This is a genomic window from Rhodococcus sp. MT28 (genome assembly GCF_058792695.1).
Window position 1 is genome coordinate 153,787 of the sequence record NZ_JBXAFD010000008.1, and the last position, 20,174, is coordinate 173,960.

21 protein-coding genes are annotated in these 20,174 nt (G+C 63.1%); 18 read left to right on the forward strand and 3 right to left on the reverse strand.

The features are described from left to right. Positions 1–3: 3 nt before the first annotated feature. From AC1Q6C_RS26665 to AC1Q6C_RS26700, 8 genes are read left to right on the forward strand one after another with little or no spacing between them, the layout of a single operon-like run. A complete protein-coding gene (locus AC1Q6C_RS26665) occupies positions 4–1,173 on the forward strand; it encodes an MCE family protein (RefSeq protein ID WP_230358741.1) in 1,170 nt (389 codons plus the stop codon). After that, the gene (locus AC1Q6C_RS26670; protein ID WP_007728666.1) at positions 1,170–2,192 is read left to right on the forward strand and encodes an MCE family protein; all 1,023 of its coding nucleotides are present in this window, start codon (positions 1,170–1,172) and stop codon (positions 2,190–2,192) included. Before AC1Q6C_RS26665 ends, AC1Q6C_RS26670 begins: the two co-directional genes overlap by 4 nt. After that, positions 2,189–3,211 carry an MCE family protein gene (locus AC1Q6C_RS26675; RefSeq protein ID WP_030536766.1) on the forward strand — a complete coding sequence of 341 codons (1,023 nt, stop codon included), beginning with the start codon at positions 2,189–2,191 and terminating at the stop codon, positions 3,209–3,211. Before AC1Q6C_RS26670 ends, AC1Q6C_RS26675 begins: the two co-directional genes overlap by 4 nt. After that, positions 3,211–4,473, forward strand: coding sequence for an MCE family protein (locus AC1Q6C_RS26680; RefSeq protein WP_230358739.1), 1,263 nt, complete (start codon positions 3,211–3,213; stop codon positions 4,471–4,473). The genes AC1Q6C_RS26675 and AC1Q6C_RS26680 overlap by 1 nt, the downstream gene beginning before the upstream one ends. Next, positions 4,470–5,603 (forward strand): MCE family protein, encoded by a 1,134-nt coding sequence (locus AC1Q6C_RS26685; RefSeq protein WP_230358738.1) that lies wholly within the window; start codon positions 4,470–4,472, stop codon positions 5,601–5,603. The genes AC1Q6C_RS26680 and AC1Q6C_RS26685 overlap by 4 nt, the downstream gene beginning before the upstream one ends. Further along, on the forward strand, positions 5,600–6,919 hold the full coding sequence (locus AC1Q6C_RS26690) for an MCE family protein (RefSeq protein ID WP_230358736.1): 1,320 nt from the start codon (positions 5,600–5,602) through the stop codon (positions 6,917–6,919). Before AC1Q6C_RS26685 ends, AC1Q6C_RS26690 begins: the two co-directional genes overlap by 4 nt. Further along, positions 6,886–7,422 carry an Rv1363c family protein gene (locus AC1Q6C_RS26695; RefSeq protein WP_230358735.1) on the forward strand — a complete coding sequence of 179 codons (537 nt, stop codon included), beginning with the start codon at positions 6,886–6,888 and terminating at the stop codon, positions 7,420–7,422. The genes AC1Q6C_RS26690 and AC1Q6C_RS26695 overlap by 34 nt, the downstream gene beginning before the upstream one ends. A gap of 5 nt (positions 7,423–7,427) precedes the next feature. Then, on the forward strand, positions 7,428–7,886 hold the full coding sequence (locus AC1Q6C_RS26700) for a hypothetical protein (RefSeq protein ID WP_202427395.1): 459 nt from the start codon (positions 7,428–7,430) through the stop codon (positions 7,884–7,886). Here the strand turns inward: AC1Q6C_RS26700 and AC1Q6C_RS26705 are convergent. Continuing rightward, positions 7,883–8,473: a TetR/AcrR family transcriptional regulator gene (locus AC1Q6C_RS26705; RefSeq protein ID WP_003943994.1), complete on the reverse strand. Its 591-nt coding sequence runs from the start codon at positions 8,471–8,473 to the stop codon at positions 7,883–7,885. The genes AC1Q6C_RS26700 and AC1Q6C_RS26705 overlap by 4 nt on opposite strands. 220 nt (positions 8,474–8,693) lie before the next feature. Here AC1Q6C_RS26705 and AC1Q6C_RS26710 point away from each other — a divergent pair, with 220 nt between their 5' ends. Then, positions 8,694–10,232 (forward strand): FAD-binding protein, encoded by a 1,539-nt coding sequence (locus AC1Q6C_RS26710; RefSeq protein WP_492666904.1) that lies wholly within the window; start codon positions 8,694–8,696, stop codon positions 10,230–10,232. Positions 10,233–10,260: 28 nt separating this feature from the next. Here the strand turns inward: AC1Q6C_RS26710 and AC1Q6C_RS26715 are convergent, their stop codons facing one another. After that, complete coding sequence (locus AC1Q6C_RS26715; RefSeq protein ID WP_030536759.1) at positions 10,261–10,770, reverse strand: MarR family winged helix-turn-helix transcriptional regulator; 510 nt, start codon at positions 10,768–10,770, stop codon at positions 10,261–10,263. Positions 10,771–10,944: 174 nt separating this feature from the next. Between AC1Q6C_RS26715 and AC1Q6C_RS26720 the strand changes: the two genes are divergently transcribed. Continuing rightward, entirely contained in the window at positions 10,945–11,727 is a 783-nt protein-coding gene (locus AC1Q6C_RS26720; RefSeq protein ID WP_003944012.1) for a dioxygenase family protein, read from the forward strand. Positions 11,728–11,767: 40 nt separating this feature from the next. Here the strand turns inward: AC1Q6C_RS26720 and AC1Q6C_RS26725 are convergent, their stop codons facing one another. Then, positions 11,768–12,226, reverse strand: a complete 459-nt coding sequence (locus tag AC1Q6C_RS26725) for a peroxiredoxin (RefSeq protein ID WP_007728696.1) — start codon at positions 12,224–12,226, stop codon at positions 11,768–11,770. Between the two features lie 57 nt (positions 12,227–12,283). Here AC1Q6C_RS26725 and AC1Q6C_RS26730 point away from each other — a divergent pair, with 57 nt between their 5' ends. The 8 genes from AC1Q6C_RS26730 to AC1Q6C_RS26765 all read left to right on the forward strand — a co-directional run bounded on the left by AC1Q6C_RS26730 (position 12,284) and on the right by AC1Q6C_RS26765 (position 20,161). Next, positions 12,284–13,870 (forward strand): anthranilate synthase component I, encoded by a 1,587-nt coding sequence (locus tag AC1Q6C_RS26730; protein WP_230358732.1) that lies wholly within the window; start codon positions 12,284–12,286, stop codon positions 13,868–13,870. After that, the gene (locus AC1Q6C_RS26735) at positions 13,867–14,571 is read left to right on the forward strand and encodes a TIGR02234 family membrane protein (RefSeq protein ID WP_007728698.1); all 705 of its coding nucleotides are present in this window, start codon (positions 13,867–13,869) and stop codon (positions 14,569–14,571) included. Before AC1Q6C_RS26730 ends, AC1Q6C_RS26735 begins: the two co-directional genes overlap by 4 nt. A gap of 125 nt (positions 14,572–14,696) precedes the next feature. Next, on the forward strand, positions 14,697–15,506 hold the full coding sequence (gene trpC / locus AC1Q6C_RS26740; RefSeq protein ID WP_003944016.1) for an indole-3-glycerol phosphate synthase TrpC: 810 nt from the start codon (positions 14,697–14,699) through the stop codon (positions 15,504–15,506). Between the two features lie 74 nt (positions 15,507–15,580). Beyond that, positions 15,581–16,930, forward strand: coding sequence for a tryptophan synthase subunit beta (gene trpB / locus AC1Q6C_RS26745; RefSeq protein WP_007728699.1), 1,350 nt, complete (start codon positions 15,581–15,583; stop codon positions 16,928–16,930). Next, positions 16,927–17,730, forward strand: a complete 804-nt coding sequence (gene trpA, locus AC1Q6C_RS26750) for a tryptophan synthase subunit alpha (RefSeq protein ID WP_003944010.1) — start codon at positions 16,927–16,929, stop codon at positions 17,728–17,730. Before trpB ends, trpA begins: the two co-directional genes overlap by 4 nt. Further along, a complete protein-coding gene (lgt, locus tag AC1Q6C_RS26755; RefSeq protein WP_172403549.1) occupies positions 17,727–18,785 on the forward strand; it encodes a prolipoprotein diacylglyceryl transferase in 1,059 nt (352 codons plus the stop codon). The genes trpA and lgt overlap by 4 nt, the downstream gene beginning before the upstream one ends. Continuing rightward, a complete protein-coding gene (locus AC1Q6C_RS26760; protein WP_007728703.1) occupies positions 18,782–19,207 on the forward strand; it encodes a TM2 domain-containing protein in 426 nt (141 codons plus the stop codon). Before lgt ends, AC1Q6C_RS26760 begins: the two co-directional genes overlap by 4 nt. A gap of 126 nt (positions 19,208–19,333) precedes the next feature. Beyond that, positions 19,334–20,161 carry a TM2 domain-containing protein gene (locus AC1Q6C_RS26765; protein ID WP_007728705.1) on the forward strand — a complete coding sequence of 276 codons (828 nt, stop codon included), beginning with the start codon at positions 19,334–19,336 and terminating at the stop codon, positions 20,159–20,161. Positions 20,162–20,174 lie beyond the last annotated feature (13 nt).

Below are 20,174 nucleotides of genomic sequence, written 5' to 3' on the forward strand. Positions count from 1 at the left end.
TGCGTGCACAGATACGGCTACAAGTTGGCTGCTCTGGGCTTGGCTGCGGCGATCGTCGGGGTCATCGCTTTGTCGGTCGCGTCTTTCAACCAGGTGTTTGTCGCTCGCGTCCCGATCACGGTGATCGCGGAGCGCGCGGGGCTCGTGATGGATCCGGGCGCGCGGGTGAAGATGGCCGGGGTGACCGTGGGCTCGGTGGAGTCCATCACGCCGACTGACGACGCTACCGCACAACTGTCGTTGTCGATCGATCCCGAAGCGCTCGAATCGATTCCGTCAAACGTGGATGTAGCGATCACGTCGAACACGGCCTTCGGCGCGAAGTTCGTCAGCCTGTCCTCGCCGGAGCAGCCGAGCAGCGTGCGACTTGCCGCCGGGGCGACGATCGACGCATCCCGGGTGACTGTCGAGCTGAACACGGTGTTCGAGAAACTCACCACCGTGCTCCGGACGGTGGACCCGGGCAAGCTCGATTCGACATTGGGTGCCCTCTCGACTGCTCTGCAAGGACGCGGCGAACGGCTCGGGGTCGCACTCGAGCAAGCAGATTCCTCCTTGCTCGAATTCAACACTGCACGTGAGGCTCTCGATCATGTGTTGACGGATTTACCAGCCGTCACACAGACCTACCGCGACGCTGTTCTCGACTTGATGGACACCCTCGACTCGCTCACGACGACGGGAACCACTGTTCTCGACGAGCAGCAGAATCTTGATCTCCTCTTGCTCAACGTGATCGGGGTCGCCCGCACCGGAGAAGATGTACTGGGAGCCAACGCCGACGGTATCGACACCGTTCTGTCGTTACTGCGGCCGACCACCGCACTGCTCGAGGAATACTCCCCGGTGGTTCCCTGCATGTTCCACGGACTGCAGGAGAGCAAGAAGATCGGCGACGGCGCCTACAACGGACAACCAGGAATCAAGATGTCGATCGGTCTGATCGCCGGAACCGAACCGTACCGATATCCCGACGACCTCCCGAAGGTCGCGGCAACCGGTGGCCCGCAGTGTATGGGCCTTCCACTGCGCGACCCGAACATCAATGCGCCGTACCTGGTGACCGATACCGGGGTGAATCCGTTTGCGCCCGAGCGTCAGCCGAATGGTGGGCAACCGATGAACACGGTTCCGGATCTGATGAGCTACCTGTTCGGGACGGAGATCCGATGAAAGTTCGTGGGTACACCGTCAAGTTCGGAATTTTTGTTCTGGTGATGATCCTCGTCAACGCCGGGCTGATCCTCGTGTTCGGCCAGATGCGAGGTGGCGACGCGAGGTCGTACTCGGCGGAGTTCGTCAACGCCTCCGGGCTCAGAGCCGGCGACAAGGTGCGCATCGCCGGTGTGCCGGTCGGTTCTGTCGGCTCCGTCGAATTCGGTGGGAATCACCGTGCCCACGTGAGTTTCAGTGTGGATACGGGTGACACCGTGACCGTATCGACCAGAGCCGCTGTTCGATATCAGGATCTGGTGGGTAATCGATACCTCGAATTGCTCGACGATCCGGGGATCGCGGAACCGCAACCGGAGGGCGAGAGCATCCCCGTCGATCGCACCGCACCGGCACTCGACCTCGATGCGCTACTCGGTGGTTTCAAGCCGCTGTTTCAAGCCCTGGACCCGGAGCAGGTCAACGCGTTGTCGATGTCCTTGCTCGAGGTGTTTCAAGGCCAGTCCGGAACTGTGGCATCGGTGCTGGCGCACACCGGATCGATTACGAACACTCTCGCAGACCGCGACCAACTGATCGGTCGAGTGATCGGCAACCTCGACGGTGTGCTCAGCGAATTGCGCAGCCGCGGTGGTCAGTTCAGTGACACTCTCGATCACCTACAACAGCTGGTCAGCGGGCTCGCGGCGGACCGGGAGATGATCGGGACTGCCGTCGAGAGTGTGAACACCGCATCAGGCACCTTCGCCGATCTCCTCGCCGGAGTTCGCCCGGACATCGCGGGAAACCTGTCGAAGCTGGACGCAAGCCTGAATCCGCTGATCGAGCAACAGAGTGAGCTCGATCGGATTCTCGCGTCCATGCCCTCGAACTACAAGCAGCTGATCCGAGTCGGCTCGTACGGGTCGTTCTTCAACTTCTATCTGTGCGGAATCGCACTGAAGGTCGACGGTGCCGACGGTACGCCGCTCACTGTCGACCTGGTGGATCAGACGACCGGAAGGTGCGCACCACGATGAGAGAGATGGCACAGAGCCAGGCCGTACGCGTGGGGGTCGTGGGATTGGTCGTCACGGCCGCCGTCGTATTGGCATCGCTCCAGTATCAGAATCTGCAGTTCCTGAAATCGGGTGTCGGGTACAGCGCGGTGTTCGCCGACGCCAGCGGTCTCGCGCCGGGAGACGAAGTCAACGCCGCCGGAGTGAAGATCGGAACGGTGGATCGGATCGAGGTCGAGCACGGACTCGCGCGCGTGGATTTCACACTGGAAGGCTCGATCGGTTTGGGAGAAAGCACATCGGCGGCCGTCACCACGATGTCGTTGCTCGGCAAGCGAGCGGTATCGCTCGATCTGGACGGTCCGGGAAGGATCGCGGTCGGCGGCGAGATCCCGGTCGAGCGAACAAGATCGGCGTACTCGCTGCCCGACGTGCTCGGTGACCTCACCACGACGGTCGAGGACATCGATCTCGACCAACTCTCCGAATCGCTCGACGCAGTGGGGCAGGTGATGTCCGACAGTGCGCCGAACCTGAGGCCGGCGCTGGACGGTGTCGCACGGATCTCCGACAGCGTCAATAGACGCGACGACATGTTGCGCACCTTGCTGTCCGATGCAAACGACGTCGCCGGGACGCTGGCCGAGCGTGGACCACAGGTCAACGCGCTACTCGTCGACGGCAACGCCTTGTTGGGAGAACTGGATCGGCGACAGGCGGCGCTGGGGGAAGTGATCACGAACATCTCGGCGTTGTCAACCCAGCTGAGCGGACTCGTCCACGACAACGAGGCGCAATTGCAGCCGGTCCTCGGCAAACTCGACACGGTTGTCGGAATTCTGCAGAACAACAAGGACAACCTTTCTCAGGGAATCGACGGTCTCGGTACGTACGTGGGCACGCTCGGTGACACCGTGGCCAGCGGCCCCTTCTACTACGCCTACGTTCAGAACCTGGTGCCGGCGCAATACACCCAACCGTTGATCAACGCGATGTTCGGGCTACCACCTGCGCCGCTACCGATTCCGGAGGTTCGATGATGGGTGCCTTACGAATTCGCAAACCGGTGAACTGGCGTCGAATCGCCGTCGTTGGTGGAAGCGTCATCGGTGCGGCGATCGTCGTCGTGTCGGGATACCTTGCGGTGCAACATCTGCGCTACTACAACGTGACGGCCTACTTCACCTCGACGACCGGTCTGTATGTCGGTGACGACGTTCGTGTCGTGGGAGTCGACGTCGGCCGCGTCACCGCGATCGCCCCACAGGGAGATCGAATGCGCGTCGAACTGAAATTGGCGCGCGAGGTTCCCGTCGCCGAGGACGCGAAAGCGGTGATCGTTGCCCAGTCGCTGGTCTCGGCCCGCTTCGTGCAGTTGACGCCGGCGGTGACGGACGGCGCCGACGCACTGAATGACGGTGCGGAGATCCCACTCGACAGAACGGCCGTCCCGGTCGAGTGGGACCAGATCAAGGAACAGCTGGGCCGGGCTGCCGATGCTTTGGGTCCCGTCGGGGACGATCGCGGTCCCGCCGCCAACTTCCTCGACGGTGCCGGATCCGCACTGGCCGGCAACGGGGAAGCGCTGGGGCGCTCGGTGACCGAACTCTCGGAGGCTATGAGCACACTCGACGAAGGCGGAGCCGATCTGTTCGGCACCATCCGCGGCCTGCAGACCTTCACGACCGCACTCGCCGCAAGCGACGAACAGATCGTTCAGTTCCAAGGACGACTGGCAAATGTCTCGAGTGTGCTCGCCGAGAGCCGGACGCAATTGGCTCCGGCTCTCGCCGATCTGGACGCCGCCGTCGTCGACGTACAGCGGTTCGTCGAACAGAACCGAACCGGCTTGACGGAGCAGATCGCGAAGTTGGCCGACGTGTCCCAGGTACTGGTCGACAAGCGCGCAGGTCTCGAGAAGGTACTGCATCTGGCTCCGACAGCGTTGTCGAACTACTACAACGTCTACCGGCCGGCCCAAGGAGCGATGGTGGGTGTGCCCGCATTCCAGAACGTCGGCAACCCGATCGACTTGATCTGCGGCGGAATCGCCGGCCTGGCCAACGACACCTCGAAGAAGGGCGCGGATTTGTGCATCGAATACCTCGGCCCGTTGCTCAACACGATCAAGGCGAACTACCCGGACCTAAGCATCAATCCGACCCGGGCGCTCGGGGCTCTTCCGGACCAACTGGTGTACAGCGAGCCTGATCTGGAACCGACTGGCGCCTTGAGCTTTCCGATCATGCCCCCGGCGCCTGACCTGGCCGGACTGCTCATGCCGTCGACGGAACCCCGATGACTACCCGGAGGTGGGCGACAGTCTGTGTGGGGGCGAGCATCGTGCTGGTTCTGGCGGGTTGCCAATGGAGCGGGCTGAATTCGGTTTCGCTGCCAGGCGCGGCTGGGCGCGGTGAGGGGAGTTTCGCAGTCGTGATCGAGATGCCCGACGTCACGTCGATCAGTCCGAACTCTCCGGTCATGGTCAACGACGTGACAGTCGGGAGTATCAGTGCGATCGAGACCGACAACTGGCACGCACGGGTGACGGTTGCGCTCGACGGCTCGGTGTCGCTGCCCGCCAACGCGACTGCCAAGATCGGCCAAACCAGTCTGCTCGGGTCCAAACACGTTGCGCTTGCGCCGCCTACCGATGTTGCGCCGGAAGGGCGGTTGTCGGAGGGATCGGTGATCCCCCTCGCGTCGGCCGGCGTCTATCCCACCACCGAGGAAGCGTTGACGGCACTGTCATTGGTCCTCAACGGCGGCGGGCTCGCTCAGCTTCACAGCATCACCACGGAGCTGAACACGGCGCTCGGCGGACGGACCGACGCGGCTCGCGACCTGCTGAGTCAGATGGATACCGTGACCGAAACACTCGACCGCCAACGTGATGCGATGGTCACGACCATGGAGAATCTCGACGTCTTCGCCGGTGAAATCACGGCCCAGAGAGATGTTCTCGGTCAGGCCTTGGAGATGCTCGATCCGGCCTTGGCGGAACTCAGCGCCCAACGCGTCGACCTGACCACCGCCCTCGATGCGGTCGGCAGGTTCGGGGACGTCGGGACCGATCTGGTCGACCGGACCCGCGACGATCTGAAAGCCAATTTGAGCTCCTTGGAATCGACGCTGCAGAAGGTGGTCGAAACGGGGCCGGACCTGATCAACAATTTGGGCAACCTGAGTACCTTTCCCTTCCCTCAGACGACCATCGACGACGGAATGCGCGGCGATTACACCAATCTGTGGGCGCTGATCGACCTCACGAGTAATCGTCTCCAGTCGGGGCTCGGCTTCGGCACTCCGTTCGGGGCGCCGCAAACCCCCGTGGAGAACGGAGTACTGGTCGATCCCTTGACCGCCCCACTCGGCACAGGGCAGCCCGGCCCACTTGGCACAGCGCAGCCCGCCCAGGGAGGTGGACGATGATTCTCACGAAGGTGGTGCGAAGGCAATTGACGATCTTCGCGATCCTGGCGGTGATAGGCATGAGCGCAGCGGCTATCTCGTACCTGAGAGTTCCGACCATGCTCGGCATCGGGCGCTATTCGGTGACAGTCGAACTGCCCGACGCCGGCGGCCTGTATCGGAACGCGAACGTGACCTATCGCGGCGACACCATCGGTCAGGTCAGGTCGGTGCGTCTGTCTCCGGGAGTGGTACGCGCCGAATTATCTTTGGAGAGTGCGGTTCCCGTTCCCTCCAGCGGTCTCTCAGTAGCGGTGCGAAGCGTGTCGGCAATCGGCGAGCAATACGTCGACATGCAACCGAGCACCGCGGACGGACCCTTTCTGACCGACGGAGACGTGATCGGCCCCGACGCTGTCACGATCCCGACCGAGATCGGACCGGTCCTCGATCAGGCGCAGGCGATGCTCGCATCCGTACCGCAGGACAAGTTGCGATCGGTGATCGACGAGTCCGCGGCAGCTTTCGGAGGCAGGGGAGAGGATCTGGCTCGTCTGCTGGATTCGACCACTTCGTTCGTCGATCAGATGTCCGCTGCCACAACGCCGGCTACGACGCTCGTACAGCAGTTGGATCCGCTCCTGCAGACCCAGGTGGTGACGGGCGATCAGATTCGCCAGTGGGCGTCCAGCGTCGCTCAACTCAGTGGACAGTTGGAGGTCGCCGACGGGTCCGTGCGCAATATCCTCGAGACCGGACCGGGCTTCGCGACTGAAGCCGACCTGCTGTTTCAAGGCCTCAAACCCACTTTGCCTGTGCTGCTTGCCAATTTCACCAGCACCGCTCAGGTGGCTTTGACGTACAACGCCGGGTTGGAGCAGGTGCTCGTCATCTTGCCGCCACTGGTCGCGGCACAGGAAACCGTCGTACAACGCGGGCAGGTGGACGGCGCCGCGAACGTCAACTTCCATCTCCAAGCGCAGGACCCTGCGGCGTGCTCGACCGGTTACCTTCCTGCCGATCAGCGACGGGACCCGACCCAGACGAGTGTGCCGGACACCCCGGCTGATCTGTACTGCAAAGTGCCACAGAACTCGGTCTTCGCCGTTCGTGGATCTCGGAACATTCCCTGTATGGAGGTACCGGGCAAACGAGCACCGAGACCGGAGATCTGCCGGAGCCCCGAAGCCTACGTGCCGTCGGGGACCAATGCGCCCGGCGAGTTGTACACCGGGCCTGACGGAGTCGACTATCAACACACGGAGTTGGCTCCGGCTGACTCCGGTCCGGGGGAGGGTGAGCCGTGGCAACAGTTGCTGACGCCGACGAATCGCTGAGAGGTGAGGTGCTGGATCCGGTCGGAGGGAAGCGCGGTGTACTCACTGCCCTGGTCTGGATTGCACTCGCGGCTCTGAGCGTCGTTGTGGTCTTCGGTGCTCTGGCAGTACGATCCGACCGGGCGCGCGAGACCCAGCGTCAAGAGTACGTCGACGGTGCGGTCGCAGGAGCCCTCGCTCTGATCGACGTTCACTCCGCCACAGTCGACGAGGACCTCGAGACACTGCAGTCGCTGAGTACGGGAACCTTTGCCGACGAACTGAAGTCCGGCGAATCTGCGTTCGTCGCGTCCATCCGTGATTTTGCCGTCGATTCCGACGGGAGTGTCGACACCGCAGCCTTGGCATCGGAATCCGGTAACTCGGGGGTGGTGCTGATCGCGGCATCTGCTCAGGTCGGCAATTCAGCGGGAGAGTCTTCGGCGCGCACCTACCGTCTGCGCGTCGGTGTCGAGGACGTCGACGGGCGGGTACTGATGTCGAGTGTGGAGTTCGTGCCGTGAAGCGCATGGTCATAGCGCTTGCAGCGTTGGTCTTGATGGGAGTCGGCGGCACTGCGATCTGGAGTCACCACCGTTCGGGGGACGCTGAAACCGCACGTGCCGAGGTGATCGGTGTGGCGCCCACGCTCGTCGAGAAGCTCCTGAGCTACAACAGCGATACCGTCGACGACGATCTCGCACGAGCGGCCGAAGGCGCCGGCGGATCGTTTCAGGACAGTTTCACCGAATTCGGATCGAAAACAGTTGCCCCACAGTCGAAGGAGCAGGGAATCAGCACGAAAGCCCGAGTCGTCGATGTCGGTGTGCTCTCCGTTGCCGCGGACCGCGCGGAAGTGCTCGTGTTCGTCGATCAGATCACGACGAGTACCGCGCGGCCGGCACCAGCGTCGACGTCGAGCCGAGTCGAGGTGACACTCGATCGAGTCGACGGCACATGGCTGGTGAGTGCCATGACCCCCATCTAGTGAAGGTTGTCGCGGCCCGCCATGATCAGCCTGGCAGTGACTTCGAGCCGGTCTGCGATCTGCGAATAGGACTCGTAACCCATGCCGGCTCGAACAAGCGCTCCGGACCAGGAGATTTCGAGTGCTTCGAGTACGTCGGGATCGTATGACGGCCCCAGCGCCTCGATGAGCCGCTCGCGGATGTTCTTGCCGATACGTCCCCGAAGGTGTTCGACGTCGGGATCATTGCCCATCATCGCCGTGGTCACGGCCGCCGCCAGCTCCGGTTCGTCGGAAACGAGGAGTGCGACGCTTCGAAGGACCGAGCAGACCTGCGCTTCTCGTTCCGCCTCGGGGGAGGGCTCGTGCGGTACCGCGTCGAGTCGGCGCCAGAACAGTTCTGCCACAAGGTGACTCTTGGACGAAAAATAGGTGTATGCCGTGGCTGCGGCGACACCGGCTTCCGCTGCCACCATTCGTACAGTCAGATCGGCAAACCCTTTGTCGCGCAGGACCGTGATCGCTGCCGCGGTCAATCGATCGACGGTTTCGGCTTGCTGCTGTGTGAGCCGTCGACGAGTGGACTCGAACTTGGTCTTACCAGACATGTGTCCAGACACTACGGGATCAGACCCGTGCGAGCAAAGTGTGCGCTATCGCTGCTCGTTCTCGCTCCCGCTCGGCGTTCTGTCTCGCTCCCGCTCGGCGTCATGTCTCGCTCCCGCTCGGTGGGACAGAATTTCGAACCCCCGCGATCGCTAAGTCCATGTGTTAGAACGATTTCTAGAACATGTTCGGAAACTGTGCCCAGAATCAGAGAGGCTGACGATGACGAAGTGGGACGAGACGTGCGACGTACTCGCTGTGGGGTCAGGCGGTGGACTCACCGGCGCGTACACGGCAGCCCGCGAAGGCCTCGACGTCATTGTGATCGAAGCGACCGACAGGTATGGCGGAACAACGGCGTACTCGGGCGGCGGCGGGATGTGGTTCCCGTGCAACGCCGTTCTTCGTCGGGGCGGGGACGACGACACCATCGAGGATGCGCTGGAGTACTACCGATCAGTGGTGGGTGATCGTACGCCCGCCGACGTTCAGGAAGCCTACGTTCGAGGTGGCGCCGGGTTGATCGACTACCTCGAAGAGGACTCGAACTTCGAGTTCCAGATACTGCCGTGGCCCGACTACTTCGGTGAAGAGCCCAAGGCTCGAGCGAGCGGACGGCACATTGTTCCCAAGCCGATGAACGCGAACAAGCTTGGTGCGCTTCGTGATTCGCTTCGTTCGCCGCTGGCGACGGAACGTCTGGGGGAGGAGTTGCCGAAGTACCTCGTCGGCGGCCAGTCGTTGATCGGTCGATTCCTGTTGGCTCTTGCGGAACTCCCGAACGCCACCATGCACCTGAAGACCACTCTCGAAGAATTGGTCGTCGAGGACGGATCGGTCGTCGGCGCGGTCGTCGACCGAGATGGTCGGCGTCGAACCATTCAGGCACGCAGAGGAGTGATCCTCGCCGCCGGTGGATTCGAGCAGAACGAGACCTTGCGGGCCGAATTCGGTGTCCCCGGATCCGCTCTCGACACGATGGGCTGCCCCGGCAACCTCGGGAAGGCACACCAGGCGGCCATCGCCGCGGGCGCCGACACCGACCTCATGGGAGAGGCCTGGTGGTCGCCGGGACTGACCCATCCGGATGGCCGCTCCGCGTTTGCGCTGTGGTTCACCGGCGGAATCTTCGTGGACGACGACGGTCGCCGATTCGTCAACGAATCAGCGCCGTACGACCGCTTGGGTCGCGCCGTCATCGAACACATGCGGGCAGGGAAAGTAACCACGCCGTACTGGATGATCTACGACAATGGCGAAGGCGCAGTGCCGCCGGTGAAGGCGCCCAACGTACCCATGGCACAGACGGAGCAGTATGTGGATGCGGGGTTGTGGAAGAGTGCACAGACACTCGAAGACCTCGCTGCCCAGATCGATGTTCCCGCAGCGGAACTGGTGGAGACCGTGAAGCGATTCAACGCGTTTGCGGCGACTGGCGTCGACACGGACTTCGGTCGAGGAGACACTGCGTACGACCGCGCCTTCTCCGAGGGGGCTTCGCCGCTCGTACCGATCGATCAAGGGCCGTTTCACGCTGCCGCTTTCAGCATCTCCGACCTCGGGACCAAAGGTGGTCTACGGACCGACGCGACCGGGAGGGTGCTCAAAGCCGACGGTACGGCGATTGCCGGGTTGTACGCGGCGGGGAACACGATGGCAGCGGCCAGCGGGACTACGTACCCCGGCGGTGGAAACCCGATCGGAGCGAGCATGCTGTTCAGTCACTTGGCTGCTCTCGACCTCGCGAAGCTGCCGTCTTGATCATCAGTCGCTCGTCTCGGGGATGTGGTCAGGCCTTGCCGAGTCCGGCGGCGATTCCCTTGTCCAGTTGGGTGAGCATTGCTGTACCCAACGACGAAAGCTGGGCGACCTGGCGATCGTCGAGGCCCTCGAAGAGGAGACCTTGAACTGAGGCGACGTGCGGCGGTGCGGCCGCGACCACCTTTGCCATTCCCTCGTCGGTGAGCACTGCGTTGGAGCCGCGGCTGCCACGAATGACTTCCCGTTTCACCCAGCCGGCCTTCTCCATCTTCGTGATCACGTGCGAGAGGCGGGACAGGGACGCGTTCGCGCGCTGGGCCAGTACCGACAACTGGAGCTTGTGGTCGGGGGCGTCCGAGAGTGCCGCGAGTACGAAGTATTCGAAGTGTGTGAGTGCCGAATCGCGTTGTAGTTGAGTGTCGAGTGCGGCAGGCAACCGTGTCACGAGAGCGATCAGTGTCAGCCATGCTTCTTGCTGCTCGGCTGTGAGCCACTTCGTCTGAGACTGCGCGTCGGGCTGCGCGGTCGGTTCACTCATCGGTGACTTCTCCTTCGGGTCGAGCATTCTTCGTGCACGGAGCGTGCTTGTGTACAGCGTCTCAGACGCATGTCCAGAAGAATCCTGCGGGGAATAGTTGCGGGACGCAAGTGTTGAGTTCTATATTAAGTTGAACCTTCAACTTACGACGAATGTCTATCCCGAGGAGTCCGTATGTCCACCACAACCATGCCTGCGCTGTATCTCAGCCACGGTGCTCCGCCGCTGGTGGACAGCGCGTTGTGGGTCGACCAGTTGGGGGCGTGGGCCGGCGATCTTCCGCGGCCGACGGCAATCCTCGTCGTATCGGCGCACTGGGAATCAGCACCGCTGACGATCGGATCGACGACCACGGGCACCCCGCTCATCTACGACTTCGGTGGTTTTCCCGAGAGGTTCTACCGCGCGAAGTACAACTCTCCCGGCGCTCCGGAACTCGCCGCCCAGGTTGCCGCGTTGATGCCGGACAACGAACGCGTGGTTCAGCAGCCGAATCGAGGCCTGGATCACGGTGCCTACGTGCCGCTCACGGTGATGTACCCGGACGCAGACATCCCGGTACTGCAAATTTCGCTGCCAACCCTCGATCCCGAGCGTTTGCTCCATCTCGGACAGCGCCTACGGCCACTCCGTGAGCAAGGTGTACTGATCGTGGGATCCGGATTCACCACGCACGGGCTACCGTTCCTGCGCGATCCGTCACCGGAGGCGCAGGCCCCGGGATGGTCGGCGGAATTCGACGCGTGGGCAGGGGAGAGGTTCGCTGCCGGTGACGTCGATTCCTTGATCGACTTCCGCGCTCAAGCTCCCGGGATGCCGTACGCGCATCCGACCATCGAGCACTTCGCCCCGTTGTTCGTCACGCTCGGTGCGTCATCCGATCCGGAACAGGTGCCCACCCAGGTGATCGACGGATTCTGGATGGGGCTTGCGAAGCGCTCGATTCAGGTCGCCTAGAGATTTCAAATCGCGCAGAGAATCAGGTCGCCCAGGTGGGTCAGCTTCGATTGCGAAGGAACTCGAGCGCCTGGTCGCCGTGGGTGTTGGCGCGTAGTTCACTCGAGATGACTTTGAGGACGGTGCGGTCGGTGTCGATCACGAAGGTCGAGCGTTTGACCGGAGCCAACTTGCCCAGGAGTCCGCGCTTGACGCCGAACTGTTCGGCTACCTTGCCGTCGGTGTCGGCGAGTAGGGGGTAGTCGAAGGATTGTGCGGTGGCAAAGGTGGACTGAGCTTCGACCGTATCGGTGCTGATGCCCGCTCGCGAAGCGCCCACCGCGGCGAATTCGCTGCCGAGGTCACGGAAGTGGCACGCCTCGGCGGTGCACACCGGCGTCGAGGCTGCCGGGTAGAAGAAGAGGACCAGGGGTCCGTTCTCGAGCAGGCTCGTCAGCGAGCGCGGAGTCCCGTCCTGGTCGGGCAGTGAGAAATCGGGAGCGAGTTGGCCTGGTTTCATTCGGCCGAGGTTACCCGCGCACGACGGCCACATGGGGGAGCCTGGGATGATGGAGCCATGCACGGCGAGCCCACCTCCATGTCCGCACGGTCATCCGAAACCGCGATCGTCGGTGACGCGTCCGATTCCACCACGACCCGGGAGCAGTTCCGAGCTCTCGCAGCTGAGCACCGGGTCGTTCCGGTCACTCGGAAAGTGTTGGCGGACTCCGAAACTCCGCTCTCGGCGTACGAGAAGTTGGCCGGCAATCGTCCCGGCACCTTCTTGCTCGAGTCGGCCGAGAACGGTCGTTCGTGGTCGCGGTGGTCGTTCATCGGCGTCGGGAGTCCGGCTGCACTGACCGTCGTGGACGGAGAGGCGGCCTGGTACGGCAACGTTCCGGCCGGCGCTCCGGCCGGCGGCGACCCGATCGACGCGCTCGGTGCCACCCTCGAGCTGCTTCGTTCGGAGCGGCTGCCCGACCTGCCCCCGCTGACCGGCGGAATGGTCGGATTCCTCGGCTACGACGCGGTGCGGCGCCTCGAGAGATTGGGTGACTCCGCGGTCGACGACCTGCAGATCCCCGAAATGGTCATGCTGCTTGCCGCCGACATCGCCGCAGTCGATCACCACGAAGGGGCGATCACCCTCATCGCCAATGCCGTCAACTGGGACGGCACGGACGAGCGCGTCGACACGGCGTACGACGACGCAGTCGCAAGGTTGGACGCGATGACTCGTGCTCTCGCGGCGCCGGCGAAATCGACGGTGTCGACATTTTCGAAAGCGACTCCGAACTACCGTCGTCAGCGCACCACCGAGAGCTTCGGTGTCGATGTCGAAAAGTTGATCGGCGACATCGAAGTGGGCGAGGCATTCCAGGTAGTTCTCTCGCAGCGATTCGAGATCGATTGCACTGCAGCGCCGATCGACGTGTACCGGATGCTGCGAGCGTCGAACCCCAGCCCGTACATGTATCTGCTCAACGTGCCGAACGGTGATGGAGAGACGGCGTTTTCGATCGTCGGTTCGAGCCCGGAAGCACTGGTAACCGTCGCCGAGGGCGTCGCGACAACACACCCGATCGCTGGAACCAGATGGCGCGGTGCCACAGAGGAGGACGACATCCTGCTCGAGAAGGACCTCCTCGCCGACGAGAAGGAAAACTCCGAGCACCTCATGCTCGTCGATCTGGGGCGAAACGATCTGGGTCGTGTCTGTCGCCCGGGCACGGTGAAGGTGCACGACTACCGGCACATCGAGCGGTACAGCCACGTGATGCATCTCGTATCGACGGTCACCGGACATCTGGCCGAGGGAAAGCACGCTCTCGACGCCGTCACCGCATGCTTCCCCGCTGGAACCCTCTCGGGGGCGCCCAAGGTCCGTGCGATGCAGCTGATCGAAGAACTGGAACCGACCAGGCGCGGTATCTACGGCGGCATCGTCGGCTACCTCGACTTCGCCGGCGACGCCGACACCGCGATCGCGATCCGAACGGCATTGATCAAGGACGGGATCGGATACGTCCAGGCGGGCGCCGGCGTCGTCGCCGACTCGGATCCGGTCTACGAGGACACCGAGGCCCGCAACAAGGCGATGGCAGTGCTGAGCGCGATTGCGTCGGCGCACACCCTGCGCACCATCGGAGGTGACGATCAGTGAGTGAGAACGAGTCGAGTGCAGCGGAGCCTACAAGCGCGTCTCGTGGCACCGCCGTGCCGAGAACGCTTCTGCTGGCGTTGTCGGCAGCAGCTCTGTGGGGCAGCTCACGAATGACGTGGGTTCATCTGACCTCGAGCGACGGCAAGACGCTGGAGAGGACGACGGATCTCGACGGCAGCACCTGGGCGGCGGCGATGACTCCGCTCGCGCTCGCGCTTCTGGCGGCGATCGCGGCGTCGTTTGCGGTGCGAGGTTGGGCACTTCGGGTAGTCGGACTGTTGGTTGCCCTCGTCGCCATCGCGGTAGCGGTTCCGGCAGTGCAGTTGTTGGTGTCCGGAGCCTCTGCGGACCGAGCGGTGGAGTTGGCCGAGTTGTCCGGTCACCCGGAAGATCTCTCGACGACTGTTTCGGTACTGCCTGCCTTGCTTGCGTTGCTCGGAGCGGTGGCGGCGCTCGGCGCGGCAGTGCTTCTGATGCGCAAACCTCCAGTGCGAGGCGGGTTGTCGTCGAAATACGACAACCCTGCCGCGCGCCGCGAGGCCGCGGCCAAGCTCGGTCAGGGAGACAAACCTGCATCGGACGAGCCTGTGACACAACGGATGTTGTGGGATGCGCTCGACGCCGGAGAGGACCCGACAGCGACTGACGGGGACGACGGAGTTGGGGGAGACAACGGCGCGAAACCGGGGTCGTCCCACTGAGTAAGACTGAACCCTCACCTGCGTGGGTACCCCGACGGAGTAGCAAAATTTCGTCCCACTAGGCTGAGACCACCCTGATGACGTATCTCACATCGGGCTCTTGCCCAGAAAGGATTCGGGCCACGATGACCGTACTCGACTCGATTCTCGACGGGGTGCGCGCTGATGTCGCCGCCCGCGAAGCCGTACTCGACTTCGCTGCAGTCAAGGCTGCTGCGGCCGCTGCACCGCCTGCACTCGATGCTGCAGCAGCACTTCTGGAATCGAGCATCGGCGTCATCGCCGAGGTCAAGCGAGCGAGCCCGTCAAAGGGTGCGTTGGCCGACATTGCCGATCCCGCTGAGCTTGCCGCGGCGTACCAAGCCGGTGGCGCACGCATCATCAGTGTTCTCACCGAAGAGCGCCGTTTTCACGGCTCGTTGGCCGACCTGGACGCAGTCCGTAAAGCGGTCACCATTCCGGTGCTCCGCAAGGACTTCATCGTGGGGCCGTACCAGATTCACGAGGCTCGCGCTCACGGCGCCGACGTCATCTTGCTGATCGTCGCGGCACTCGAGCAGCAGGCGCTCGCCTCGTTGATCGATCGCACCGAATCTCTGGGAATGACTGCCCTCGTCGAGGTGCACACGGAGGAAGAAGCCAACCGCGCGCTCGAAGCCGGCGCCAAGGTGATCGGTGTGAACGCCCGCAATCTCAAGACTCTCGAGGTGGACAAGAACACCTTCGGTCGCATCGCTCCCGGTCTTCCGACCGAGACGATCAAGATTGCCGAGTCCGGTGTTCGCGGAACTGCCGATCTGTTGGCGTACGCCGGGGCGGGCGCCGACGCAGTGCTCGTCGGTGAAGGCCTCGTGACCAGCGGCGACCCTCGCAAGGCCGTCGCAGATCTGGTCAATGCAGGTGCGCACCCGTCCTGCCCCAAACCATCTCGATAAATCGCTTCACCCGCCCGGCGTGCTTTGATGCACCCGGGCGGTGACCAGCGACACCGTTGGGGCAGACTGGTGGGGTGACTTCACGTACTCAGGAACCAGGCTCCGGTGCAATATTCAAGGGCGGCAATCTGCCGCCGGCCAGCGCGGGACTCACCGAGCGCTCCCACGATCCCGACGCCGGAGGCCATTTCGGCGTCTACGGCGGACGGCATGTGCCGGAAGCCCTCATGGCGGTTATCGACGAAGTCACTGCGGAGTACGAAAAGGCTCGAGCGGACGACACGTTCTTGAACGAACTCGACCGCTTGCAGCGCGATTACACCGGGCGCCCGTCGCCGATTTTCGAGGCAACGCGAATGAGCGAGTTCGCCGGCGGTGCGCGCATCCTTCTCAAGCGTGAAGATCTGAACCACACCGGTTCTCACAAGATCAACAACGTTCTCGGTCAGGTTCTGCTGGCAAAGCGTATGGGCAAGACCCGCATCATCGCCGAGACCGGAGCGGGCCAGCACGGTGTGGCATCGGCCACCGCCTGTGCACTGCTCGGTCTCGAGTGCGTCATCTACATGGGTGCTGTCGACACCGAACGTCAAGCACTGAACGTCGCGCGCATGCGACTTCTCGGCGCGGAGGTCGTCTCGGTCGAGACCGGTTCGCGCACGCTCAAGGACGCGATCAACGAAGCCTTGCGCGACTGGGTTTCCCACGCGGACAACACCTATTACTGCTTCGGTACCGCGGCAGGCCCGCACCCGTTCCCCACCATCGTTCGGGACTTCCAGCGAGTGGTCGGCCTCGAAACACGCGTCCAGGTTCAGGCACTGACCGGCCGCCTGCCCGATGCAGTCACAGCCTGCGTCGGAGGCGGCTCCAACGCAATCGGAATCTTCCACCCGTTCATCGACGATCTGTCGGTACGGCTGGTTGGCTACGAAGCAGCCGGCGACGGTGTCGAAACCGGAAGGCATGCAGCAACGTTCGCCGGCGGTACACCTGGCGCATTCCAGGGTGCCTACTCCTACCTGCTCCAGGACGAAGACGGTCAGACCATCGAATCGCACTCGATCTCTGCTGGTCTGGACTACCCGGGCGTCGGACCCGAGCACGCTTACCTGAGCGATATCGGGCGTGCGACCTACGAACCCGTCACCGACAGTGAAGCCATGGATGCGCTGCTGCTGCTCTCGCGCCGCGAGGGCATCATCCCGGCCATCGAATCGGCCCACGCCGTCGCCGGCGCACTCCGACTGGGCAAAGAACTCGGTGAGGGCGCGATCATCGTCGTCAATCTCTCCGGTCGCGGTGACAAGGACATGGACACCGCCGCAAGCTGGTTCGGTCTTTTCGACGGCGCCTCAGGTCAGGCAGCCGCTCCGGATGATGCAGCAGACGAGAACGACAACACGGAAGGCTCGGACAAGTGAGCGAACGACCATCACGCCTCGCACCCACCTTTGCCGCGTGCAAGGCTGACAAGCGTGCCGCCCTCGTCGGTTACCTGCCTGCCGGTTATCCGACCGTTCCCGAATCGATCGACGTGTTCAAGGCGATGGTCGACGGCGGCTGCGACATCATCGAAGTCGGTGTCGCGTATTCCGATCCGGTCATGGACGGTCCGACCATCCAGCGTGCAGCCGAAACCGCACTCACCAACGGCGTTCGCCTTCGCGACATCTTCACCGTGATCGAGCAGATCAGTTCGGTCGGCGGCAAGGCCGTCGTGATGACCTACTGGAACCCGGTACTGCAGTACGGCGTCGACAAGTTCGCACGAGACCTCGCTTCCGCCGGCGGGCTCGGACTGATCACCCCCAACCTCATTCCGGAAGAAGCCGGCGCCTGGATGGAAGCATCCGAGGAGCACCACCTCGACCGGATCTTCCTTGTCGCTCCGTCCTCGACGGAAGAACGACTCGCGATGACACTCGATGCGAGTAGTGGATTCATCTACGCGGCCTCGACGATGGGTGTCACCGGCGCTCGCGACGCCGTGTCTTCGATGGCTCCGGAACTGACCGCACGAATCCGCGCGCATTCCGACATTCCCGTCGGCGTCGGATTGGGAGTTCGCTCCGGCGCACAGGCTGCCGAAATCGCGGCATACGCCGATGCCGTCATCGTCGGCTCGGCTCTGGTCTCCGCGGTCGAGAACGGCCTGGGAGCGGTTCGCTCGCTCACCGAAGAACTCGCCGAGGGCGTCCGCTCGGCTACCGTGGCGTCGTGACCTCAACTGTGGACCTGCTGGCCTATATCCCCAGCCCGCCCCAAGGCGTCTGGTACGTCGGACCGGTGGCGCTTCGCGCCTACGCGCTCTTCATCATCCTCGGCATCATCGTCGCGATCGTGTGGGGAGATCGTCGTTGGGTCGCCCGCGGCGGCGAGAAGGGGACCGTTCTCGACATCGCGATCTGGGCCGTTCCCTTCGGTCTGATCGGTGGCAGGCTCTACCACGTTTTGACCGACTGGCCCGCCTATTTCGGCGAGAACGGTCAGCCACTCGACGCACTCAAGGTGTGGCAGGGAGGCCTCGGAATCTGGGGAGCAGTGTTCCTCGGCGGCATCGGTGCGTGGATCGGCTGCCGTCGACGCGGCATTCCGGTGTCCGCGCTCGGTGATGCGATTGCGCCCGGAATCTTGCTCGCGCAGGCCATCGGTCGTATCGGCAACTACTTCAACCAGGAGTTGTACGGTCGCGAGACCACCGTCCCGTGGGGCCTCGAGATCTTCGAGCGTGTGAACTCTTCCGGCCAGCTCGATCAACTGGCAGGTGTCTCCAACGGAGAAGTCATTCGGGTCGTTCACCCGACGTTCCTCTACGAAGCTGTGTGGAACGTCCTGATCGTGATCCTGCTGGTCCTCGTCGACCGCCGATTCAAGATCGGCCACGGACGTCTGTTTGCTCTGTACGTCGCGGGCTATTGCCTGGGCCGGTTCGTCGTCGAACTGATGCGCGACGATTTCGCCTATGAGATCGCCGGCATTCGCGTCAACACATTCACTTCGGGGATCGTGTTCTTCGCCGCACTGGCCTACTTCTTCCTGGCGAAGAAGGGTCGTGAGGATCCGGCTGATTTGAAGTCGAAGGACTACGTCGCTGCGGTAGCTGCCGGCGAAGCAGGAGTCGCGGCGCCAGTTACCGAAACTGATTCGGCGAAGGCCGATGCTGAAGATTCTGAATCCGATGCTGCTGAATCCGCTTCCAGTGAGGCAAGCGCCTCCACGGCAGCGTCGGATGAGTCGTCGGACGCGGTGAAGCTGTCGAAGAAAGACAAGCCGTGACAGGTCCCTATTCGCAGGGGGGATTCCCCGAGGGTCAGGGACCGGTCTACGGCGCGCCCAATCCGTACGGATATCAGCAGCCATTGCCGCCTCCATCGATGTACGGGTTCGGAGATCCCTACGCCCCGTACGGTCGGCACCCGGTAACCGGGGAACCGTATTCCGACAAGTCGAAGGCCACCGCTGGACTGTTGCAGATCTTGCTGGGCTTCTTCGGAATCTGTGGAGTCGGGCGCCTCTATATCGGAAGTGTCGGCATCGGATTGTGCCAACTGCTCGGCATGTTCTTCGCGCTGTTCATGTCGGCGTTCCTCATCGGAATTCCATTTGCGATCGGAATCTGGATCTGGGCGTTCGTCGACGGCATCGTGATACTTTCGGGCAATGCGCGGGACGGTGCTCGCCGGCCATTGCGAGGATGAGTCGCGAGCGCGAACCGAGGAAACATGTGTGGGGGACTGGCCTCGAGAAGGTCGAACCTTCTCGAAGTCCGATAACAAAAGCTATTACGTACCGTCGTCGAATCGAAGGAAAGTACGTTGCCTAACTTGAACAAGAATCCGGAACCTTCCGAGTCGGGGGACTCGTCTGGATCACAGCCGCCGGTTCCACCGCAGTTCGGGTCGCCGTTCGACTACGACGCGACGGCGGATGCGTCGTTGACGGAAACCTCGGCACCCACCGAAAAGACGCCGTCGACGGAGACCACCGGCACCGGTCCAGGCTGGGACACGTATTCGGGAGTCGGAAACGGTCCGGGGTGGGGAAACCACCCCATCTACCCGCCGCCGACCGGAACCGAATCGACCACAGCGTTTCCCGCTGCCGATTCTGATTCCACCCCGAATCAGCCGACAGCGCCGTACACGTCGCAGGAAAGCTACGCCGCTCAGAACTATCCGGCGACCGACTATCCGGCGCCGGACTACTCGAGGCCGACCCAAACCCCGACGGACGGTCCCGTCTACGGTGCACCGGCAGATCAGACTCCGAATCCCTACGCGGCTCCGCCGCAGGGCTACCCCCAGCCGGGATACTCACAGCCGGGTTACGGTCAGCCTCAGGGGTACCCACAAGCTCAGGGTTATCCTCAGCCTGGCTACGGCCTGGTCGACCCGTCCGCACCATACGGACGTGACCCGATGACCGGTGAACCGTACTCGGACAAGTCGAAGACGACTGCCGGATTGCTGGGCATTCTGCTCGGCGGATTCGGTGCAGGACGTTTTTATCTCAACCAGCCCGGCATGGCTGTCGCACAGATCGCGGTCACTTGGTTGACGTGTGGAATCGGTGGCATCTGGCCGCTCATCGACGGAATCATGATGTTGACCGGCAGTGTGCGCGATCAGTACAACCGCCCTTTGCGTAGCTGATCGAAACGACCCT

Coding starts and splice junctions, on each gene's coding strand:
- AC1Q6C_RS26705 (WP_003943994.1), bottom strand. CDS start 8,473: ATGTCTGGTAAGACCAAGTTCGAGTCCACTCGTCGACGGCTCACACAG.
- AC1Q6C_RS26715 (WP_030536759.1), bottom strand. CDS start 10,770: ATGAGTGAACCGACCGCGCAGCCCGACGCGCAGTCTCAGACGAAGTGG.
- AC1Q6C_RS26700 (WP_202427395.1), top strand. CDS start 7,428: ATGGTCATAGCGCTTGCAGCGTTGGTCTTGATGGGAGTCGGCGGCACT.
- AC1Q6C_RS26730 (WP_230358732.1), top strand. CDS start 12,284: ATGCACGGCGAGCCCACCTCCATGTCCGCACGGTCATCCGAAACCGCG.
- AC1Q6C_RS26670 (WP_007728666.1), top strand. CDS start 1,170: ATGAAAGTTCGTGGGTACACCGTCAAGTTCGGAATTTTTGTTCTGGTG.
- AC1Q6C_RS26710 (WP_492666904.1), top strand. CDS start 8,694: ATGACGAAGTGGGACGAGACGTGCGACGTACTCGCTGTGGGGTCAGGC.
- AC1Q6C_RS26685 (WP_230358738.1), top strand. CDS start 4,470: ATGACTACCCGGAGGTGGGCGACAGTCTGTGTGGGGGCGAGCATCGTG.
- trpC (WP_003944016.1), top strand. CDS start 14,697: ATGACCGTACTCGACTCGATTCTCGACGGGGTGCGCGCTGATGTCGCC.
- AC1Q6C_RS26725 (WP_007728696.1), bottom strand. CDS start 12,226: ATGAAACCAGGCCAACTCGCTCCCGATTTCTCACTGCCCGACCAGGAC.
- AC1Q6C_RS26680 (WP_230358739.1), top strand. CDS start 3,211: ATGGGTGCCTTACGAATTCGCAAACCGGTGAACTGGCGTCGAATCGCC.
- AC1Q6C_RS26675 (WP_030536766.1), top strand. CDS start 2,189: ATGAGAGAGATGGCACAGAGCCAGGCCGTACGCGTGGGGGTCGTGGGA.
- AC1Q6C_RS26720 (WP_003944012.1), top strand. CDS start 10,945: ATGTCCACCACAACCATGCCTGCGCTGTATCTCAGCCACGGTGCTCCG.
- AC1Q6C_RS26690 (WP_230358736.1), top strand. CDS start 5,600: ATGATTCTCACGAAGGTGGTGCGAAGGCAATTGACGATCTTCGCGATC.